Annotated in this window: 17 protein-coding genes and 5 tRNA genes; 1 reads left to right on the top strand and 21 read right to left on the bottom strand. The window is 54.8% G+C overall.

Going from position 1 to position 19,226, the window contains the following annotated elements:
- Positions 1 to 23 precede the first annotated feature (23 nt).
- From OWK27_RS04680 to mngA, 18 genes are all read right to left on the bottom strand, one after another.
- Positions 24 to 99, bottom strand: a tRNA-Lys gene (locus OWK27_RS04680).
- Positions 100 to 121: 22 nt separating this feature from the next.
- A tRNA-Lys gene (locus OWK27_RS04675) sits at positions 122 to 197 on the bottom strand.
- 146 nt (positions 198 to 343) lie between these two features.
- Positions 344 to 419: transfer RNA gene (locus OWK27_RS04670), tRNA-Lys, on the bottom strand.
- A gap of 3 nt (positions 420 to 422) precedes the next feature.
- A tRNA-Val gene (locus tag OWK27_RS04665) sits at positions 423 to 498 on the bottom strand.
- 27 nt (positions 499 to 525) lie between these two features.
- Positions 526 to 601, bottom strand: a tRNA-Lys gene (locus OWK27_RS04660).
- A 161-nt stretch (positions 602 to 762) separates the two neighbouring features.
- On the bottom strand, positions 763 to 1,551 hold the full coding sequence (cpoB, locus tag OWK27_RS04655; RefSeq protein ID WP_242174775.1) for a cell division protein CpoB: 789 nt from the start codon (positions 1,549 to 1,551) through the stop codon (positions 763 to 765).
- Positions 1,552 to 1,560: 9 nt separating this feature from the next.
- A complete protein-coding gene (gene pal / locus OWK27_RS04650) occupies positions 1,561 to 2,082 on the bottom strand; it encodes a peptidoglycan-associated lipoprotein Pal (protein WP_003858578.1) in 522 nt (173 codons plus the stop codon).
- 34 nt (positions 2,083 to 2,116) lie between these two features.
- The gene (gene tolB, locus OWK27_RS04645) at positions 2,117 to 3,409 is read right to left on the bottom strand and encodes a Tol-Pal system beta propeller repeat protein TolB (RefSeq protein WP_045308832.1); all 1,293 of its coding nucleotides are present in this window, start codon (positions 3,407 to 3,409) and stop codon (positions 2,117 to 2,119) included.
- Between the two features lie 129 nt (positions 3,410 to 3,538).
- Positions 3,539 to 4,792, bottom strand: coding sequence for a cell envelope integrity protein TolA (gene tolA / locus OWK27_RS04640; protein ID WP_267589921.1), 1,254 nt, complete (start codon positions 4,790 to 4,792; stop codon positions 3,539 to 3,541).
- A 28-nt stretch (positions 4,793 to 4,820) separates the two neighbouring features.
- Entirely contained in the window at positions 4,821 to 5,249 is a 429-nt protein-coding gene (tolR, locus tag OWK27_RS04635) for a colicin uptake protein TolR (RefSeq protein WP_003858589.1), read from the bottom strand.
- Between the two features lie 3 nt (positions 5,250 to 5,252).
- Positions 5,253 to 5,945 carry a Tol-Pal system protein TolQ gene (gene tolQ, locus OWK27_RS04630; protein ID WP_003858590.1) on the bottom strand — a complete coding sequence of 231 codons (693 nt, stop codon included), beginning with the start codon at positions 5,943 to 5,945 and terminating at the stop codon, positions 5,253 to 5,255.
- Complete coding sequence (gene ybgC / locus OWK27_RS04625) at positions 5,942 to 6,346, bottom strand: tol-pal system-associated acyl-CoA thioesterase (RefSeq protein WP_003858593.1); 405 nt, start codon at positions 6,344 to 6,346, stop codon at positions 5,942 to 5,944. The genes tolQ and ybgC overlap by 4 nt, the downstream gene beginning before the upstream one ends.
- Positions 6,347 to 6,494: 148 nt before the next feature.
- Entirely contained in the window at positions 6,495 to 6,785 is a 291-nt protein-coding gene (gene ybgE, locus OWK27_RS04620; RefSeq protein ID WP_252005087.1) for a cyd operon protein YbgE, read from the bottom strand.
- Positions 6,785 to 6,898, bottom strand: a complete 114-nt coding sequence (cydX, locus tag OWK27_RS04615) for a cytochrome bd-I oxidase subunit CydX (RefSeq protein WP_006177208.1) — start codon at positions 6,896 to 6,898, stop codon at positions 6,785 to 6,787. The genes ybgE and cydX overlap by 1 nt, the downstream gene beginning before the upstream one ends.
- A 14-nt stretch (positions 6,899 to 6,912) precedes the next feature.
- Positions 6,913 to 8,052 (bottom strand): cytochrome d ubiquinol oxidase subunit II, encoded by a 1,140-nt coding sequence (gene cydB / locus OWK27_RS04610; protein WP_148420803.1) that lies wholly within the window; start codon positions 8,050 to 8,052, stop codon positions 6,913 to 6,915.
- 15 nt (positions 8,053 to 8,067) lie between these two features.
- The gene (gene cydA / locus OWK27_RS04605; protein ID WP_148420804.1) at positions 8,068 to 9,636 is read right to left on the bottom strand and encodes a cytochrome ubiquinol oxidase subunit I; all 1,569 of its coding nucleotides are present in this window, start codon (positions 9,634 to 9,636) and stop codon (positions 8,068 to 8,070) included.
- A gap of 676 nt (positions 9,637 to 10,312) precedes the next feature.
- Positions 10,313 to 12,949, bottom strand: coding sequence for a mannosylglycerate hydrolase (gene mngB / locus OWK27_RS04600; RefSeq protein ID WP_267589920.1), 2,637 nt, complete (start codon positions 12,947 to 12,949; stop codon positions 10,313 to 10,315).
- 23 nt (positions 12,950 to 12,972) lie between these two features.
- On the bottom strand, positions 12,973 to 14,889 hold the full coding sequence (mngA, locus tag OWK27_RS04595) for a PTS 2-O-a-mannosyl-D-glycerate transporter subunit IIABC (protein WP_267589919.1): 1,917 nt from the start codon (positions 14,887 to 14,889) through the stop codon (positions 12,973 to 12,975).
- Positions 14,890 to 15,059: 170 nt separating this feature from the next.
- Here mngA and OWK27_RS04590 point away from each other — a divergent pair, with 170 nt between their 5' ends.
- Positions 15,060 to 15,776 (top strand): GntR family transcriptional regulator, encoded by a 717-nt coding sequence (locus OWK27_RS04590; RefSeq protein WP_148420807.1) that lies wholly within the window; start codon positions 15,060 to 15,062, stop codon positions 15,774 to 15,776.
- Between the two features lie 84 nt (positions 15,777 to 15,860).
- On the opposite strand, the gene sucD is transcribed toward OWK27_RS04590, so the two are convergent.
- The 3 genes from sucD to odhB form a co-directional block, all read right to left on the bottom strand.
- Complete coding sequence (sucD, locus tag OWK27_RS04585) at positions 15,861 to 16,730, bottom strand: succinate--CoA ligase subunit alpha (protein ID WP_006809578.1); 870 nt, start codon at positions 16,728 to 16,730, stop codon at positions 15,861 to 15,863.
- The gene (sucC, locus tag OWK27_RS04580) at positions 16,730 to 17,896 is read right to left on the bottom strand and encodes an ADP-forming succinate--CoA ligase subunit beta (RefSeq protein WP_017384968.1); all 1,167 of its coding nucleotides are present in this window, start codon (positions 17,894 to 17,896) and stop codon (positions 16,730 to 16,732) included. Before sucC ends, sucD begins: the two co-directional genes overlap by 1 nt.
- A gap of 95 nt (positions 17,897 to 17,991) precedes the next feature.
- Positions 17,992 to 19,218, bottom strand: coding sequence for a 2-oxoglutarate dehydrogenase complex dihydrolipoyllysine-residue succinyltransferase (gene odhB, locus OWK27_RS04575; RefSeq protein WP_148420808.1), 1,227 nt, complete (start codon positions 19,216 to 19,218; stop codon positions 17,992 to 17,994).
- Positions 19,219 to 19,226: the final 8 nt, after the last annotated feature.

Raw genomic sequence — 19,226 nt, 5'->3', positions numbered from 1 at the left:
TATCTCGAGGAAGACATTAAAATTGGTGGGTCGTGCAGGATTCGAACCTGCGACCAATTGATTAAAAGTCAACTGCTCTACCAACTGAGCTAACGACCCCTTGCGGGATTTTTCTTCGAAGTGGTGGGTCGTGCAGGATTCGAACCTGCGACCAATTGATTAAAAGTCAACTGCTCTACCAACTGAGCTAACGACCCATTCGGGTGCTGACTTCGAAGATTTACTCGGTTCCACTTTTAAAGCGGTGGGTCGTGCAGGATGACTCGGCTTCGCCTCGCCCTACGGGCCGTTGCTGAAGCAACGTTATCCTTCACGTTTAATATCTCGAGTAAGACATTAAAATTGGTGGGTCGTGCAGGATTCGAACCTGCGACCAATTGATTAAAAGTCAACTGCTCTACCAACTGAGCTAACGACCCGAGTGGTGGGTGATGACGGGCTCGAACCGCCGACCCCCTCCGTGTAAAGGAGATGCTCTACCAACTGAGCTAATCACCCACTCTGTACTGCCGGAACTGCGTTAAGTGGTGGGTCGTGCAGGATTCGAACCTGCGACCAATTGATTAAAAGTCAACTGCTCTACCAACTGAGCTAACGACCCACTTTTATGCTGCTTTCACGTTGTTTGATATCCCGTGGCAACGGCGGCATATATTACTGATTTAAGAATTCAGCGCAACAAAAATTTCGATGAAGATCACTTAACTGCTTAGGAATCATGCTGCACGACCAGAAATAACGCGATTTCTGGTCATGCGATAATCAACCCATCGAACTCAAACGTTTTTGCGCCTGTTTGGCGCCGTCGGTGCCCGGGAATTTCGCAACCACCTGCTGATAAACCGCTTTGGCTTTTGCAGTGTCGCCTTTGTCCTGCATGATCACGCCGACTTTAAACATCGCATCAGGCGCTTTCGGTGATTTCGGGTAATTTTTCACCACAGAGGCAAAATAAAACGCCGCATCATCCTTTTTACCCTTGTTGTAATTCAACTGACCCAGCCAGTAATTCGCATTTGGCTGGTAAGTGGAATCGGGGTACTTCTTCACGAAGTTCTGGAACGCAACGATAGCATCGTCCTGACGCGCCTTGTCCTGAACCAGGGCAATGGCCGCGTTGTAGTCCGTATTCGCGTCACCGCTCTGTACAGGCGCTCCAGACGACGCGGAGGCATCTGCCGCAGGTGCAGGCGTCGCCGCACCGCTTTGATCGCCTGCTGCGGGCTGTGCAGCCGCACCGCCGCTGCTCAGGCTATCCATCTGCGACAAGATTTGCTTCTGGCGTTCCACAACCTGATTAAGCTGATACTGACTCTCCTGGATCTGGCCACGAAGGGAATCGATATCGTTCTGGTTGTCGGAAAGTTGCTGCTGGAGTTGAGTTAAAAGCTGGCTGTGAGCGTTAGAGATACGCTCGAGTTGAGTGACCCGGTCTTCTACCGAGCCTGAGCCGACACTACTGATTGGTGCCTGAGCAAAAGCGGCCCAGGGGGCCGCTATTCCAACCAGTAACGACAGACTCATCAGATGATGTCTGAAGTTACTGCTCATGCAATTCTCTTAGTAAACGAGTACGGCACGACGGTTTTTGGAGTAAGCCGCTTCGTCGTGACCCAGTACTGCTGGTTTTTCTTTACCGTAAGAAACGATGGAGATCTGGTCAGCAGAAACGCCTTTACCCTGCAGGTACATTTTAACAGCGTTCGCACGACGTTCACCCAGGGAGATGTTGTACTCTGGAGTACCACGTTCGTCCGCGTGACCTTCTACGGTGACTTTGTAAGACGGGTTGCTACGCAGGAAGTTTGCGTGCGCATCCAGCATTGCAGCGAAGTCAGAACGGATGTCGTATTTATCCAGATCGAAGTAAACGATGTTGTTCTGCTGCAGCTGCTGCATCTGAAGACGCGCTTGCTCTTCAGAAGACATGTTGCCATTGCCGTTAGCGTCCATACCGGTGCCGGCACCCATCATGCCTTCGCCGCTCTGGTCATTGCTTGCGTTCTTGTTAGAAGAACACGCTGCGATTGCCATTACAGGCAGAGCGATCATCAGCCCCTTCAGCACTTTGTTCAGTTGCATTTCTAAGATTCCTTTAGTAATCAATTAATTATTATCACAGATACGGCGACCAGGCAGGAGATTTTACCTGTCCATCAGTTGCCGGAAGACGCGCTTTGAAACGCCCATCTGTAGAAACCAGATTCAGCACGGATCCCATCCCCTGAGAAGAGCTGTAGATTACCATAGTGCCGTTAGGTGCCAGACTTGGCGTTTCATCCAGGAACGTTGACGACAGTATTTGTACGCCTCCCGTTACCAGATCTTGTTTGGCAATGTGCTGCTGACCACCCGCAGTGCTGACCATTACCATTGTTTTACCATCGGCACTGACGTCAGCATCCTGGTTCTGAGAACCTTCCCAGGTAATACGCTGCGCTGCTCCGCCGTTGATATTCATTTTATAAACTTGTGGACGACCCGCCTGGTCAGACGTAAAGGCCAGATTCTGGCTGTCCGGGAACCAGGTTGGTTCAGTATTGTTGCTACGGCCGTCCGTGATCTGGCGGATCTGACCAGATCCAATATCCATCACATACAGGTTCAGGCTACCGGTTTTAGACAGGGCAAAGGCCAGCTTAGTCCCATCCGGAGAGAACGCAGGTGCACCGTTGTGGCGTGGGAATGAAGCAACCTGGCGCACGGCACCGTTAGACAGCGTCTGAATAACCAGCGCGGAACGGCCGCTCTCGAAGGTCACGTACGCCAGTTTGGAGCCGTCAGGAGACCATGCCGGAGACATCAGCGGCTGTGGAGAACGGTGAACGGTGAACTGGTTGTAGCCATCGTAGTCAGAGACGCGCAGCTCATACGGGAACTGTCCGCCGTTGGTCTGAACCACGTACGCGATACGGGTACGGAACGCACCTTTAATACCGGTCAGCTTCTCGAACACTTCGTCACTCGCCGTATGGCCAGCGTAGCGCAGCCACTGCTTGTTCACTTTATACGTGTTCTGAGCCAGAACGGTACCCGGCGCACCGCCGGTATCAACCAGCTGATACGCAACGTTATAGCCGCCGTCTGGTGCAGGCGTAACCTGACCAACAACTACCGCATCAATACCCAGTGCAGACCATGCAGCAGGCTGAACGTCCTGCGCAGTACCCGGCTGCTGAGGCAGGCGGGAACGATCTAATGGGTTAAATTTACCGCTGTTACGCAGGTCAGCTGCAACAATGCCGCCAATATCTTCAGGCGCAGCGCCCGGGCCTGCCCACTGGAACGGAACGACACCAATCGGACGCGCCGAGTCCACCCCCTGGGTGATCTCGATACGTACTTCTGCGTGCAGTACAGCTGCCCACAGCATTAAAAAACTAACTGCTACACGTAATGCCTGCTTCATCATATCTCCCTTATCTGGGTAACCTTACCCACGATAATTTAGCAGAATGTTAACAAACCCAAATAGACAAAACTACTTATCCTGTTTACGACCATAGACTGTTTTTCATACTTCCGTTAGAAGAGTTGATTACAGCTTAAAGTCCAGTTTGGCATCTTTTATCCTTTCATAAACAGCCTCGCTAGGCGGTTTAGGAATGTTCGCCGATCTGGCTGCGGCCAGCGCAGCCTGACAGAGCGCAGGATCGCCCCCTTCAGACGTCACGCTTTTCAACCTGCCGTCTGGCGCAAGATTGATGTGCAGTACGCATTGCTTGCCCTGATACAGGCCTGCATCAAAGAGTCGGCTCTGAATCGCAACCTGGATCTGTTTGGCATAAGCACTGATATCTGCACCTGTTGCCCCACCGTTGGCTCCGGAGGTACCGCTGTCTTTTGACGGCTGTCCATTTCCTTTCGCCCCACCGCCCGTTTTCGGTGCATTCTTACCGGAACTCAGGTCGCCCAGCAGATCGTCAACTCCTGCGGCTGCGGCAGCTTTCTCAGCGGCAGCGGCCTTTTTAGCAGCGGCTTTTTCGGCTGCTGCTTTCTTATCGGCAGCGGCTTTCTCAGCTGCAGCTTTTTTATCAGCAGCGGCTTTTTCCGCAGCGGCGGCTTTTTCTGCCGCAGCTTTCTCAGCGGCAGCCGCTTTCTTCGCCGCTTCGGCGGCCGCTTTTTTCTCTGCTTCCTGGGCGGCTTTCTTCGCGGCTTCTGCTTCGGCTTTCTTCTGTGCGTCAGCAGCGGCTTTTTTCGCGGCTTCGGCTTCCGCTTTCTTCTTCGCATCAGCAGCGGCCTTCTTCGCGGCTTCTGCTTCGGCCTTCTTCTGCGCGTCAGCAGCGGCTTTTTTCGCCGCTTCTGCGGCTACTTTCGCCTGAGCATCTGCCTGCGCCTTAGCGTCTGCAGCGGCTTTGGCTGCCGCCTCCTCCGCCTGCTTCTGCTGTTCCTGCGCTTTCTTCGCTGCGGCTTCAGCCTGTTTCTGCTGCTCCGCCTGCTCTTTCGCGGCTTCCTGCGCCTGCAAACGCTCTTTCTCAAGCTGCTTCAAACGTTCCTGCTCGGCGGCCTGCTTTTCACGCAGCTCTTCCGCCTGCTGTTGCGCCTGTTTTTCACGCTGCTCTTCAGCGCGTTTTGCGCTCGCCTGCTGCTGTTGCTGACGATTATAGTTCTGCACTACCGCACCGGGATCTACCATGACGGCGTCGATGGATGAGCCTCCACCACCGCCCGATGCATCAATGTGCTCATCGAACGAACTCCCGATCAGCGCTGCAAAAAGAATCACGTGCAGCACTGCGGAGACGATTATCGCTCGCTTAAGCTTGTCGTTCTGTTCGGTTGCCTTTGACACTATCGGTTCCCAAAAACTACGCAGATGATCAAATAGGCTGAGTCATTAAGCCAACTGACTTAACGCCCGCGCTATGTAGCAAGTTCAGCGCTTTGATAATTTCATCATATGGTACGTCTTTCGCACCACCGATTAAGAAGACCGTCTTCGGATTTGACTCCAGGCGTCGTTGCGCTTCAGCAATAACCTGCTCTGGGGGGAGCTGATCCATACGATCCTTCTCGACCACCACGCTGTACTGCCCTACGCCGGAAACCTCAATGATGACCGGAGGATCGTCATTGGTGCTTACCGCCTGTGATTCTGTCGCATCCGGCAGATCAACTTCCACGCTCTGGGTGATGATGGGGGCTGTCGCCATAAAGATCAGCAGCAGCACCAGCAGCACGTCCAGTAACGGAACGATATTGATTTCGGACTTGAGCTCGCGACGACCTCGTCCACGCGATCTGGCCATGGTTTACCCCTTGTTGCTCTCGGTGCTGGTAAACGCCTGACGATGCAGAATCGCGGTGAACTCTTCCATAAAGTTGTCGTAGTTCAGTTCCAGTTTGTTCACGCGCTGGTTCAGACGGTTGTACGCCATCACCGCCGGAATTGCGGCGAACAGACCGATTGCGGTTGCGATCAGTGCTTCTGCGATACCCGGTGCTACCATCTGCAACGTTGCCTGCTTCACCGCGCCAAGGGCGATAAAGGCGTGCATGATCCCCCATACCGTACCAAACAGGCCGATATACGGGCTGATGGAGCCTACGGTGCCGAGGAATGGAATATGCGTTTCAAGATTTTCCAGCTCGCGGTTCATGGAGATGCGCATCGCACGCGACGCGCCTTCTACCACGGCTTCCGGCGCATGGCTGTTAGCACGGTGTAAGCGAGCAAACTCTTTGAAACCGCTGTAGAAAATTTGTTCGGAGCCAGAAAGGTTATCACGGCGTCCCTGGCTTTCCTGATACAGACGAGAAAGCTCAATACCCGACCAGAACTTATCTTCAAACGCTTCGGCTTCGCGCCCAGCGGCATTGAGGATACGCGTTCTCTGGATGATGATGGCCCAGGAAGCGATTGAAAAACCAATCAAAATCAACATGATAAGTTTAACCAGAAGGCTTGCCTTCAGGAACAAATCAAGGATATTCATGTCAGTCACTGCTTAAACTCCGCGACAATAGACTTAGGAAGCGCACGAGGCTTCATTATGGTTGGATCAACACAGACAATCAGGACTTCAGCTGAGTTCAGTACCGTGTTCTCTGCATTGACTATCCGCTGCGTGAAAACCAGTGAAGTTCCGCGCATTGATGTAATTTCAGTTTGGACTTCGAGCATATCGTCGAGTCTGGCAGGCGCAAAATACTCAAGCGTCATCTTGCGTACCACAAAGGCAACTCGCTCAGCCAACAGCACCTGTTGACTAAAGTGATGATGGCGCAGCATCTCTGTGCGTGCCCGTTCATAAAAAGCAACGTAGCTGGCGTGGTAGACCACACCACCGGCATCGGTATCTTCGTAATAGACACGTACCGGCCATCGAAACAGCGTTGTATTCACTTTACATCCCGGTAAAACATGAAAAGTTGGGGCTTTCAAACTTCGCTACTATACGCGCGGGAATGATGGTTTGGAATGGGGGAAAGTAAACGGAGAGTAAATTTTTATGGGCTCGGGTAAGCCCATATCGTTAACGGACATTTCTTATTCAGAAGAAGAAGAAAATCAAACCGGCGATGAGAACCAGATCGGCAATCAGCGGACTGAAGATGCCCTGCCAGTGAATCGCTTTCGGTCGAAAGCCGACACCGTGAATGACCCCTGCACACACCGCCCACATCATCAGGAAGCCGTGCCAGATCTCAAGCTCGCTGGTTTTCGCCGCGAAGCGCGACGGGTCCCAGAAGATACAGCCTGCCAGCAGTAATGCCATCACTAAAGAAAGCGCCCGTAACGGGCGCTTATCCATTACCGCATATAACGTTGCGATAATGTTCATTAGTGTTTTTCTTCACCTGCTTTAGACGCTTCAACATGCTCAAGCGCCAGGGCAGTGATGACACCAAATGCACAGGCAAGAAGCGTCCCTAAAATCCATGCGAAATACCACATATTCAGCTCCTTACTTAATACATAGAGTGGGTGTTGCTTTCGATATGTTCTTTAGTGATACGACCGAACATTTTCCAGTAACACCAGGAGGTGTAGAGCAGGATAATCGGTACGAATACACAAGCAACATACGTCATCAGGTTCAGCGTCAGCTGGCTGGACGTTGCATCCCACATGGTCAGGCTAGCGTTCATCATGGTGCTGGATGGCATCACGAACGGGAACATAGCAATACCGGCCGTCAGGATGATGCACGCCAGCGTCAGTGAAGAGAACACGAACGCCAGGGCGCCTTTCTCCAGACGAGACGTCAGCACGGTCAGCAGCGGCAGCAGCACACCCAGAGCCGGGATAGCCCACAGCGCAGGGGTATTATTGAAGTTCACCAGCCATGCACCTGCCTGACGCGCCACTTCTTTGGTCAGCGGGTTAGACGGTGCAGTGTGGTTAATGGCGGATGTCACCACGTAACCATCAATACCGTACACCACCCACACGCCGGCCAGCGCAAAGCAGACCAGCGTCACCAGCGCCGCAACCTGGGCGGTAGCACGGGAGCGCAGGTGCAGTTCACCCACGGTACGCATCTGCAGATACGTTGCGCCCTGCGTGATGATCATCGCCACGCTCACCACACCCGCCAGCAGACCAAACGGATTCAGCAGCTGGAAGAAGTTGCCGGTGTAGAACAGACGCATGTACTCGTCGACGTGGAACGGTACGCCCTGCAGCAGGTTACCGAATGCCACACCAATCACCAGCGGTGGAACGAAGCTACCAATAAAGATGCCCCAGTCCCACATGTTGCGCCAGCGGGTATCTTCAATCTTGGAACGGTAGTCGAAACCAACCGGACGGAAGAATAAAGACGCCAGCACCAGAATCATCGCCACATAGAAGCCGGAGAACGCAGCCGCGTAGACCATCGGCCAGGCCGCGAACAGCGCGCCGCCTGCGGTGATCAGCCACACCTGGTTACCGTCCCAGTGCGGGGCGATGGAGTTGATCATGATTCGACGCTCGGTGTCATTACGACCGAGGAAACGGGTGAGCATGCCCACGCCCATGTCGAAACCATCGGTGACCGCAAAACCGATCAGCAGAACACCGATCAGCAGCCACCAGACAAAACGCAATACTTCATAATCGATCATTTGATGACTCCTGTCTTAGCGTGCCGGCTGAGTAGTCACAGCAGACTGCTCGTAGTGGTAGCGACCGGTTTTCAGGCTGCTCGGGCCAAGGCGCGCGAACTTGAACATCAGGAACAGTTCAGCCACCAGGAACAGGGTGTACAGACCACAAATCAGCAGCATGGAGAAGATCAGGTCGCCTGCGGTCAGGGAGGAGTTCGCTACCGCCGTTGGCAGCACCTCACCAATCGCCCATGGCTGACGGCCATATTCCGCGACAAACCAGCCGGATTCGATAGCAATCCATGGCAGTGGGATACCGTACAGCGCCGTGCGCAGCAGCCATTTTTTCTCACCGATACGGTTACGAATCACTGACCAGAACGAGGCCGCGATGATCAGCAGCATGATAATGCCGCAGCCCACCATGATACGGAACGCGAAGTACAGCGGCGCAACGCGTGGAATAGAGTCTTTGGTTGCCATCTGGATCTGCGCTTCCGTCGCGTCGGAGACGTTCGGGGTATAGCGTTTCAGCAGCAGACCGTAACCGAGGTCTTTCTTCACGTCGTTAAACCGATCGCGAACGGCCTGGTCGGTAGAGCCGGCGCGCAGCTGCTCCAGCAGCGAGTAAGCTTTCATCCCGTTACGGATACGCTCTTCGTGCTGCACCATCAGATCTTTCAGGCCAGTAACCTGTTTATCGACGGAACGGGTGGCGATGATGCCCAGCGCGTAAGGAATTTGAATGGCGAAGCGGTTTTCCTGCGCGTCCTGATCGGGAATACCGAACAGGGTAAACGCTGCCGGCGCAGGCTGGGTTTCCCATTCCGCTTCAATCGCGGCCAGCTTGGTTTTCTGCACGTCGCCCATTTCGTAACCGGATTCATCACCCAGAACGATAACAGACAGAATTGCTGCCATACCGAAGCTTGCTGCGATAGCAAAAGAGCGTTTTGCGAAGGCGAAGTCACGACCGCGCAGCATGTAGTAGGAGCTGATGCCCAGTACGAACATGGCGCCGCACACATAGCCAGACGCTACGGTGTGTACGAATTTAACCTGAGCAACCGGGTTCAGGACCAGCTCAGCGAAGCTGACCATCTCCATACGCATGGTTTCGAAGTTGAAATCAGACGCGATGGGGTTTTGCATCCAGCCGTTCGCCACCAGGATCCACAGTGCGGACAGGTTGGAGCCTAATGCCACCAGCCAGGTTACCGCCATATGCTGGACTTTGCCCAGACGGTCCCAGCCGAAGAAGAACAGACCTACAAAGGTGGATTCGAGGAAGAAGGCCATCAGACCTTCAATGGCCAGCGGCGCACCGAAGATATCCCCAACGTAGTGGGAATAATAAGACCAGTTAGTCCCGAACTGGAACTCCATGGTCAGACCGGTTGCCACGCCCAGCGCAAAGTTGATACCAAACAACTTGCCCCAGAACTTGGTCATATCTTTATAAATCTGTTTGCCGGAGAGGACGTAAACCGTTTCCATGATTGCCAGCAGGAACGCCATACCGAGCGTCAGCGGTACAAACAGGAAGTGGTACATCGCGGTCAAGGCAAACTGTAAGCGCGACAGTTCGACTACGTCTAACATTATGACTCCTTGCTCATCGCATGAAGACTCCGAGAGTGGTTCCCGTTAGATAAGGATCCACACGCATGCCCCAATACAAAGTAATCTGCATCCCTTCTTCATTGCTTATTCCCGACAAGAAAAAAGCAGTGATGAAAGGTTACAAATACGTTAAGAAAAAACCAAATTGATCCCGCAAATATAATACGCTGCAAAACCCTTACAATAAACAGGTTTTTATTCGAACAGATTTACGTTTTTCGACGGCGATCAATTTATAGCAAAATTACCACTTTTAGGCCATTTTGATCGGGAACAATTTAACGCCTTTTGGAGCCTTTTTCCAAGTATTAAACATTGATTTAAATCAAAAACGGCCGGCTCTGTTAATGATGTTTCTTTGTGATATGGATAGTAAAAACCATGTTAACGATATGTATATTGAAAGTCGTGAATGGTTATAAAAGGCAGAAGATAATATAAACAGATGTGATTTTTATTAACGCGGCAGGAAAAACGTATTTGGCATAAAGATAAACATATTATGTTATCCGCTTCACAGTATTTTTTTATTGCTATGCTGGCAGGGCACGTGGTTACATTTTATTCACTTTTAATGGTCTTGAAATTAACACCTCTGCGTGATTATTCATTAAAAAAGGCCGCCCCCTCTGCGGCCTTTTTATTGCGGCGAGCGTTACCGGTCAATCTTCAGGCTAAAAGTGCGCGACTGCCCGGCACGGAATGGCCCGGAAATGCCCGCCCCGCCCTCTCCTGCTGCGGTAAACCTCTCATTCATGTCCGTTTCGCCGCAGGCCTTAACCGCACGATTCACGGTAATCGCCACGTCACAGGAGCGGGTCTCCGAAGGGTTGTACAGGCGCAGAATCATCTCGTCACGATCTTCCGCCTTTTTAAGCGCGCTGAGTACACACCCGTTTGGCGCCAGCGTCAGCAGGCTGTAACTTGTAGGTGCGGTGACTGCGGCCCGGTTAAGCTTCATCGCATCCCACGGGATTTTGTTATAGCAGTGCACGGGCGTTAACCATGATTTCGCCTGCTGCGCCACGCCGGCACTCACAGGCGTACCGTTAAAGCTGAACAGGCTAAAGCGGCAGGTTAGCTGACCACGCACCTGCGAATCCGGCACGGGCATTTTGATCCCGGACGGTCTGCCCGGTCGCAGAAGTAAATCCTCCTTCCCCAGTACCCCCACGCCGCGAAGCAGCGTCAGGGCGAAGGTTTTTTGACGCTCGCCAGTTACCTCAAATTCGCGCAACCCTTCGGTGAAAAGCGCCATTCCGTTGCGTCTTTCCTGAAGCACCGCGTAATTAAGCAGGTTCCACACCGGCAGCGGCGCTTCCTTCCAGCCCTCCTCCTGCCAGCTGGCCATCGCCTCATCCCGTACGGGACGCGTCAGCGAACCGAACTGGGTGTCGGCTAACACCTCCTCGGTGGTGAAGGGCGTTGGGATCAGCACCCGAACACGATGGTCGTCCGCATGGTTTTCCAGACGCGCCTCAACGTCAATACGCCGGCTGTTATGGCTGAGCGTAATCGTCATTTCAGCCTCAAGCGTCCCCGTCCGCTGACGCGCAGAACGTTCGGCCAGACTGGCCGGCACCGCCATACGATGGCGGATCACCGCACTGCTCTGCCAGGCTTCGTGGAACACCTCCACCTGATGCTCGCCCTGCGCTGAAGTGAGTCTCCACTCCTCGCGCGAAGGCGAATAATCATACTCATCGCCATCGTCCGAGCTCTCTTCAATTTCCAGCGCGCGGTCATAGATAAGTCCGGACGCTTTGTCGAGCAGGCGCAGGGTTCCGTCCCCATTCAGCGTAATCTCCCAGAATGCATTTTCCAGCAGGGCCTCCGGGGAATCTGCCGGTAAGAGCACCCTGCCGGCCACGTGCGGCTCGATATAAAGCGTGCGGTAACCCATTGACGGCAAGATTTGAGCGATCTGGATGTCAAACTCCATGAAGGGATCGTAGTTACCGTAATGCACAATCTGACGGTCAATCAGACCGGGGTCGATCTCACGCGCGCCGCGGAGGTAATAAGGGATTTCATTTCCCTTATCGTCCAGCAGGCGGAAACGGCTGGCGCGCAGACGCAGCGTGGTGTTAATGACTTCCTCGCGCGGCCACGGCGTCAGGTTAAACATCACCAGCTTGTCCTCATCGCTGTGCGGCATGTTGTCGACAATCTTGCGCATATAGAAGCGCGTCAGGTTATCGGCCATGTCTTCCGCCAGCTCGAAGCGGGACATCACCTCGCGGTGCACTTTGTCGCTACAGCAGCAGCCGATACTGTCGTGGGCGTGATTCTTGAGGATCTCCTTCCACATTTTTTCCAGCAAACCGTGGTGATACTCAAAGCCCAGCGTCCAGGCAAGCGTGGCCAGCGGCTCAAGCACGTTGACGATTTTATTCTCGATACGGGCGTGGGCAATCTTAATGTCCATCCGCGTGGAGCCAATCGTGCGGTGCACGCGCATGTATTTGCCGTCAATAAACTCCCCTTTCAGCGTCGCCAGCTCGTCGCGGCGCGCGTCGATGCGGTCAAACACCTCCTCAAAGCGGCTCATGACAAACTGACGCTGCGGATATATTTTCCGAAGTTTATCCATCACCGCAAAAATGTTCTGCTGTAGCGGCATCTGGTCATGGCCGTTAGGCAGCAAAATTTCCTTCGTTACCGAGGCTTTTTCGAGCACCTCAAAATAGCTGTCGAGCCGTTTCCGCAGCCCGGCTTCATCCTCCGGTAAGTACTTACCAATCGCGTAACCCAGCGGCAGCACCTGCGCCGTAACTTCACTCCCGTCCTGGCTCTGCCAGAGGAATTCGGTTTTATCGGTACCGTGACGCTCGGAACAGCCGCGCCAGAACAGGGTGCGCGTGATGCCAAAACCGTTATAAATGTGCGGCAGCTGGGAAGACATCCCGAAGGAGTCCGGCAGATAGCCAATCTTCATCGGCTCGCCAAAGGCCATGCAGTCGCGAATGCCGTACATCAGATTTCGCACAATCGACTCACCGGAGACAATAGTGGTGTCCGTCTGGGTATACCACGGCCCGATGATGAGCTTTCCGGCCTCTACCAGCGCTTTCACGCGCGGCCTGTTTTCCGGCTTCACCGCAAAATAATCCTCCAGCACCGCCGTCTGGCCATCCAGAACGTAGTACTTATACTCCGCGTCCTGCTCAAGACGGGTGAGGATCTCTTCCATATTATTGACCAGAAGAATACGTGACGCTTCGGTGGTGAAGTACCACTCACGGTCCCAGTGCATATGTGGCGTGATATGAACGCGAGATACGGCTTTCATCTTCGTTTCCTGTCAGTGCGTGTTTAGGATGGAATGTCTTCGGCCACGTATTTGCCGCTCGCCACGGCCTGACGCCGCCAGAGCAGTAAAATAAGCGTGGAGATTGCGGAGCCGATCAGCGCGGCGCCAAACCAGCCCGCAGCGGCCATCACGCCGCCGAGCCCGGCATCGTGCAGTAAGAAGAGGGAGAAAATACCGGCTCCCGGGGTGGAGAGCCCAATGCCCATCGCCCCGACAATCGCCCCGGTCGCCATTGACCCCAGAACAAATGAGCCGATGACACGCAGCGGATCCTCGATAGCCATCGGTATCGCCCCTTCCGTAATGCCCGCCAGCCCCAGTAGCCAGGTGGATTTTCCGGTTTCTATTTCGAACTGCTTAAACAGTTTCGGCGCCAGCATCGTTGACGCCGTGACGGTAAAGGCCGATACCATTTTGACGGAGGCAAAGATCGCATAAGGCCCGTAGACGCCGTTAGCCATCGCTCCCAGGCAAAAGGCGTAAGAAGCCTTATTGACCGGCCCGCCCAGGTCGAACGAGCACATAAAGCCGAGGATCGCGCCCAGGAGCAGCGCATTTGCGCCGGACAGCCCGTTAAGCCAGGCGGTCAGCGCGGTATTGACCCAGGCCACCGGTTCGCCGATCGCAAACAGCATCAGGCTGCCTGCGCCGAGCACGCCGATCACCGGATAGAGATAAAAGGTCAGAAAGCCGTTGTAGCGGCTGCTCAGGCGAATATGATTTTTTACCCAGCGCATCAGGTAGCCTGCAATAAGCCCGCCGACGATTGCGCCCAGAAAACCGGCACCGATCGTATTGGCGGCTAAGCCGGCAGCAAAGCCCGGCGTGAGAGCAGGTTTATCCGCCAGCGAGTAAGCGGTATAGGCCGCCAGAACCGGCACCATCAGAATGCCGAGCATGCCGCCGCCCAGCTTGCGATACAACCACAGCCACGAGTTTTCCTGATCGAAGAGATGCTGTAAGCCCAGAAGCTGCGCCAGCAGTACCGACACGGCCAGCACCGTACCGCCAGCGACAATCAGCGGTACCGCAAAGGAGATGCCGCTGAGAAGCGCCTGCTTGAGTTCCGTTTTAACGCTCTTTTTCGCTTCAGTATCGGGATGCGCAAAACGCGCATCGGATGAAGGCCGTAGCGCCAGCGCGCGCTCAATGAGCGCTTCCGCGTGGCGCAACGGTTCCGCGACGGGAACGGAAATGGCGGGGATCCCGTGAAAGCGTTCGCTCTCTTTGATCGCCACGTCCGCAGCAAAGATGCAGGCTTTCGCCTCACGCAGCTGTTGCGCGGTGAGTCGCCCCTCAATGCCGTTCGCCCCCTGCTTCTCTACCACCACGTTGACGCCGAGCCGACGTCCCGCTTTTTCGAGATATTCCGCTGCCATATAGGTATGGGCGATCCCGGCCGGACAGGCGGTCACGCAGACGATGGTCTGGGCATTCACGGCGACGTCGGCCTCTTCAGTCTCCGGGTTCGTCTCCAGAGCAGCGAGCACCGCTTCCGGGCTGGTCGCCGTCATCACCCGTGCCCTGAGATCGTCGTCCGCCAGGCGAGAGGTCAGCGCCGTCAGCACCTGGATATGCGTCGATCCCGCCTGTGCGGGAGGAATGGCGAGCAGAAAAATCAGCTCAACCTCTTCAGGCCCGTCCACGCCCTCCCATGCCAGCGGTTCGCGCAGCGTTGCCACGGCAAAAGCCGCTTCCTTCACGACCGCTGATTTGCCATGAGGGACGGCCAGCCCCTCCCCTAGCGCTGTCGGGCCAAGCGATTCCCGATGGAACACTTCTGCCAGAAACGTATCGGCGTCGGCGATTTTGCCCAAAGCCACCAGCCGCATCGCAAGCTGGCGTATTGCCTCATCGCGGCCTGTAAACTGCGCCTGTACGCAGACAGCACGCGGATCGGTCAGGGTCGTCAGGTTCATAAAGATCCTCACATATGCAGAGTTATTGTCTGGGGAGGATTGTGGCAGACCTAATAATACATTTATGTGATCATTTTCACTGATAACGATATTTGTATGGTAGTTGTATTATTTACAAATCATCCACTAAAGGCATAATTCCCTGAAAAGGTATTAAACAGGCGCGAAGAATGGGCAATAAACCGAGGTACCGGCAGATCGCCGATGCGTTCCGCGAGAAAATCAATGCCGGTGAGTTAAAGCCAGGCGACGCGCTGCCGACGGAATCCAGCCTGCAGGAGGCGTTTAGCGTCAGCCGGGTCACCGTGCGGCAGGCGCTGAAGCTGCTCGCCGACGAGCAGATCATCGAAAGCATTCAGGGCAGTGGCTCGTATGTAAAAGAGGAGCGGGTGAATTACGACATTTATCAGCTCACCGGCTTTTACGAAAAGCTGGCGGATCGAAACGTCGATACGCACAGCGATGTAAAAATCTTCGAAGTGGTCAAGGCCGATGAGAGGCTCGCTGCAAGGCTGGCAATTAACCAGGATGACAAGGTCTGGCACGTCAAGCGCGTACGCTTCATCAGGGAAAAGCCGGTAAACCTGGAGGAGACATGGATGCCGCTGGCGATGTTCCCCGATCTTACCTGGGAAGTAATGGAAAATTCGAAATACCACTACGTTGAGCAGATCAAAAGGATGGTTATCGATCGCAGCGAGCAGGAGCTGGTTCCGATCATGCCCTCGGATGAGGCGATCGCCGCCCTGGCGCTCGATCCGGCGAAGCCGATTCTGGAAAAGGTCTCTCGCGGGTTCCTGAAAGACGGTCGGGTATTTGAATACAGTCGCAACGTGTTTAACTCTGACGACTACAGGTTCACCCTCGTCGCCAGGCGCAGACAATAAAAAAGGCCGCTTTACAGCGGCCAACCATGTCGAAACGGACATTTTTTATACTTCAACGCCCCCCTTCCGGGGAGCAGAGAGGACTTACTTAATGATGGATTTCAGCGCTTCACCGATATCCGCCAGGCTGCGAACGGTTTTCACGCCTGCGGCTTCCAGTGCTGCGAATTTCTCATCAGCCGTACCTTTACCGCCGGCGATAATCGCCCCCGCGTGACCCATACGCTTGCCTTTCGGCGCGGTCACGCCCGCGATGTAGCCTACTACCGGCTTGGTCACGTGATCTTTGATGTAAGCAGCCGCTTCTTCTTCCGCGCTACCGCCGATCTCACCGATCATCACGATCGCTTCGGTCTGTGGATCTTCCTGGAACAGCTTCAGGATGTCGATGAAGTTAGAGCCCGGGATCGGGTCACCGCCGATGCCCACGCAGGTGGACTGGCCGAAGCCGTAGTCGGTGGTCTGCTTAACCGCTTCATAGGTCAGGGTACCGGAGCGGGAAACGATGCCCACTTTGCCCGGCTTGTGAATGTGGCCCGGCATGATGCCTATTTTGCATTCGCCTGGGGTGATAACGCCCGGGCAGTTCGGGCCGATCATGCGCACGCCCGCTTCATCCAGCTTCACCTTCACGGTCAGCATATCCAGCGTCGGGATACCTTCGGTGATGGTGATGATAAGCTTAATGCCTGCGTCGATCGCTTCCAGAATGGAGTCTTTGCAGAACGGAGCCGGAACGTAGATCACGGTCGCGGTAGCGCCGGTTGCTTCTACGGCTTCACGCACGGTGTTGAACACCGGCAGGCCCAGGTGCGTGGTGCCGCCTTTACCTGGCGTCACGCCGCCAACCATCTGCGTACCGTAGGCAATCGCCTGTTCAGAGTGGAAAGTCCCCTGGCTACCGGTGAAGCCCTGGCAGATAACCTTGGTATCTTTATTAATTAAAACGGACATTATTTCCCCTCCACTGCGGCAACAACCTGCTGAGCTGCATCCGTCAGACTTTTCGCTGCAATAATATTCAGGCCGCTGTCAGCCAGTTTTTTCGCGCCGAGTTCAGCGTTGTTCCCTTCCAGACGAACCACTACCGGAACGTTAACGCCCACTTCTTCTACCGCGCCGATGATACCGTCCGCGATCAGGTCGCAACGCACGATACCGCCGAAGATGTTAACCAGAACGGCTTTCACGTTGCTGTCAGAGAGAATGATTTTGAACGCTTCGGTTACGCGCTCTTTGGTTGCGCCACCGCCCACGTCCAGGAAGTTCGCTGGCTCACCGCCGTGCAGCTTAACGATGTCCATGGTGCCCATTGCCAGGCCCGCGCCGTTAACCATGCAGCCGATGTTGCCGTCCAGCGCCACGTAGTTCAGTTCCCACTGTGCAGCCTGCGCTTCACGCGGATCTTCCTGAGACTGATCGCGCATTTCACGCAGATCGGACTGGCGGAACAGCGCGTTGCCGTCAGCGCCCAGCTTGCCGTCCAGGCAGATCAGATCGCCCTGGGTAGTGATCACCAGCGGGTTGATCTCGATCAGCGCCAGGTCGCGCTCCAGGAAGATGGTCGCCAGACCCATAAAGATCTTGGTGAACTGCTGAACCAGCTTGCCTTCCAGACCCAGCTTGAACGCCAGCTCGCGACCCTGGTAAGGCATTGGGCCGGCCAGCGGATCGATAGCGACTTTATGGATCAGGTGCGGGGTCTCTTCCGCTACTTTTTCAATTTCCACGCCGCCTTCGGTAGACGCCATGAACACCACGCGACGGGAGCTACGGTCCACCACGGCGCCGAGATACAGTTCTTTTGCGATGTCGGTCGCAGCTTCAACCAGGATCTGGTTAACCGGCTGGCCGTTCGCATCCGTCTGGTAAGTTACCAGACGCTTGCCGAGCCAATGTTCAGCAAAGGCACGGATCTCTTCTTTGCTCTTAACAACCTTCACACCGCCCGCTTTACCACGGCCACCAGCGTGAACCTGACATTTAACTACCCACGGGCCGGAACCGATTTTAGATGCGGCTTCTTCTGCTTCACGCGGGGTAGTACAGGCATAACCCACCGGAGCCGGTAAGCCATACCGGGCAAACAGCTGTTTGGCCTGATATTCATGTAAGTTCATGTGTTCTATCCATCCTTCAGGGTAATCGTTATCTTCAAACCTGCAGGCCGGCGCAAGGCTTATCCGGCCTACAGGGCAGGTGATGCTAAAAGGGACTAGACGTCCAGCAGCAGACGCGTTGGATCTTCCAGCAGCTCTTTAATCGCTACCAGGAAGCCCACGGACTCGCGGCCGTCGATCAGGCGGTGATCGTAAGAGAGCGCCAGATACATCATTGGGAGGATCTCCACTTTACCGTCTACCGCCATAGGACGATCTTTAATGGCGTGCATACCCAGGATCGCGCTCTGCGGCGGGTTAATGATCGGGGTAGACATCAGCGAGCCAAACACGCCGCCGTTGGTAATGGTGAAGTTACCGCCGGTCAGGTCGTCTACGGTCAGCTTGCCGTCGCGGCCTTTCACGGCCAGCTCTTTAATTTTCTTCTCAATGTCAGCCATGCCCAGGGTGTCCACATCACGCAGAACCGGGGTCACCAGGCCGCGTGGGGTAGAAACCGCCATGCTGACGTCGAAGTAGTTGTGGTAAACCACGTCATCGCCATCGATAGACGCGTTCACTTCCGGGTAGCGTTTCAGCGCTTCAACCACCGCTTTCACGTAGAAGGACATAAAGCCCAGACGTATACCGTGACGTTTTTCAAACGCGTCACCGTACTGCTTGCGCAGGTCCATGATTGGCTTCATGTTGACTTCGTTAAACGTGGTCAGCATCGCGGTAGAGTTTTTCGCTTCCAGCAGACGCTCGGCCACGCGCTTGCGCAGGCGGGTCATCGGCACGCGTTTTTCGCTACGTGCGCCAAGCTGAGGCTGTGCCGCTGGTGCTGCCGCAGGCGCTTTCGCTTCTGCTTTCGCATCAGAAGGCGCTTTTGCCAGATGCTTGTCGATGTCTTCACGCGTCAGACGACCGCCTACGCCGGTGCCTTTAATGGCTGCCGGATCGAGGCTGTGCTCGGCCAGCAGGCGACGGATCGCCGGGCTGAGTGCGTCGTTGCTTTGCTCTTCCAGAGAAGCCTGCTGGCGCTGGGCCGGCGTAGACGCCTTCTCTTCAGATTTGGCACTGGACTCTTTGCCCGCGCTGTTGCCTTCACGCAGGCGACCCAGGATCTGGCGAGAGGTTACGGTCGTACCTTCATCTTCCAGGACCGCATCCAGAATGCCATCCGCTGAAGCCGGTACTTCCAGTACCACTTTGTCAGTTTCGATTTCTACCAGCACTTCGTCGCGGGTTACCGCGTCGCCTGGTTTTTTGTGCCAGGTGGCGACGGTTGCATCTGCTACGGACTCAGGCAGGTCGGGAACAAGAATATCTACGCTACTCATTATGTATC

Source organism: Enterobacter cloacae complex sp. 2022EL-00788, from assembly GCF_026627565.1.
GTDB lineage: Bacteria > Pseudomonadota > Gammaproteobacteria > Enterobacterales > Enterobacteriaceae > Enterobacter > Enterobacter pasteurii.
This window is presented reverse-complemented; position numbering and strand designations above follow the sequence as displayed.

Excerpts from the sequence above, each read along its gene's own strand:
- sucD (WP_006809578.1), bottom strand. The coding sequence starts at position 16,730 with ATGTCCGTTTTAATTAATAAAGATACCAAGGTTATCTGCCAGGGCTTC.
- cydB (WP_148420803.1), bottom strand. The coding sequence starts at position 8,052 with ATGATCGATTATGAAGTATTGCGTTTTGTCTGGTGGCTGCTGATCGGT.
- ybgE (WP_252005087.1), bottom strand. The coding sequence starts at position 6,785 with ATGAACATTATCGCAACGTTATATGCGGTAATGGATAAGCGCCCGTTA.
- pal (WP_003858578.1), bottom strand. The coding sequence starts at position 2,082 with ATGCAACTGAACAAAGTGCTGAAGGGGCTGATGATCGCTCTGCCTGTA.
- cpoB (WP_242174775.1), bottom strand. The coding sequence starts at position 1,551 with ATGAGCAGTAACTTCAGACATCATCTGATGAGTCTGTCGTTACTGGTT.
- odhB (WP_148420808.1), bottom strand. The coding sequence starts at position 19,218 with ATGAGTAGCGTAGATATTCTTGTTCCCGACCTGCCTGAGTCCGTAGCA.
- tolR (WP_003858589.1), bottom strand. The coding sequence starts at position 5,249 with ATGGCCAGATCGCGTGGACGAGGTCGTCGCGAGCTCAAGTCCGAAATC.
- cydX (WP_006177208.1), bottom strand. The coding sequence starts at position 6,898 with ATGTGGTATTTCGCATGGATTTTAGGGACGCTTCTTGCCTGTGCATTT.
- OWK27_RS04590 (WP_148420807.1), top strand. The coding sequence starts at position 15,060 with ATGGGCAATAAACCGAGGTACCGGCAGATCGCCGATGCGTTCCGCGAG.
- sucC (WP_017384968.1), bottom strand. The coding sequence starts at position 17,896 with ATGAACTTACATGAATATCAGGCCAAACAGCTGTTTGCCCGGTATGGC.
- tolB (WP_045308832.1), bottom strand. The coding sequence starts at position 3,409 with ATGAAGCAGGCATTACGTGTAGCAGTTAGTTTTTTAATGCTGTGGGCA.
- mngA (WP_267589919.1), bottom strand. The coding sequence starts at position 14,889 with ATGAACCTGACGACCCTGACCGATCCGCGTGCTGTCTGCGTACAGGCG.
- cydA (WP_148420804.1), bottom strand. The coding sequence starts at position 9,636 with ATGTTAGACGTAGTCGAACTGTCGCGCTTACAGTTTGCCTTGACCGCG.
- mngB (WP_267589920.1), bottom strand. The coding sequence starts at position 12,949 with ATGAAAGCCGTATCTCGCGTTCATATCACGCCACATATGCACTGGGAC.